Genomic DNA, 517 nt, shown 5'->3' with positions numbered 1-517 from the left:
AGGTCCGTATCACAGAGAATAGACCGGTATACATGGTAATATAAAATAATTCATAGGCCTGTATCACAAAGCATAGGCCAACATACGAGTATACAATGCACAGAGCGTAGGTCCGTATCACAAAGCGTAGACCCGTATACATGTATATAATGCACAAAGCAACAGTCATAGTGTATATAATGCACAAAGCAACAATCTAATACGCAAAAGTATTATACCTGGCCATCAAATAAATGAGGGAAGTCTCTACGGACATCGTCCTCAAGCTCCCAAGTCGCATCCGACTGGTCTTGAGCATTCCACAAAACCTTTACCATAGGTTGCACTCTACTACGGAGCTTCCTCTCGCTCCGAGCAATTAAACGGACTGGTTCTACCTCATAGGAGGTATCCGGTCTCACCGTGACTCCGACCACTTCCGGTGTCACTACAGTTCGGTCATCCTTCACATGCTTCCGAAGCATAGATATGTGAAACACAGGATGAATCTCAGATATGTACTCTGGTAGTTCCAATC

General features: G+C 44.1%; 1 protein-coding gene. It reads right to left on the bottom strand.

The features are described from left to right. Positions 1-212: 212 nt before the first annotated feature. Positions 213-464 (bottom strand): hypothetical protein, encoded by a 252-nt coding sequence (locus I6F42_RS20550; protein WP_374939255.1) that lies wholly within the window; start codon positions 462-464, stop codon positions 213-215. Positions 465-517: the final 53 nt, after the last annotated feature.

This window comes from Pseudoalteromonas sp. SWYJZ12 (assembly GCF_015864395.1).
Classification (GTDB): Bacteria; Pseudomonadota; Gammaproteobacteria; order Enterobacterales; family Alteromonadaceae; genus Pseudoalteromonas; species Pseudoalteromonas arctica.
The sequence above is the reverse complement of the archived record's forward strand: the minus strand, read 5'-3'. Positions and strand labels throughout refer to the sequence as shown.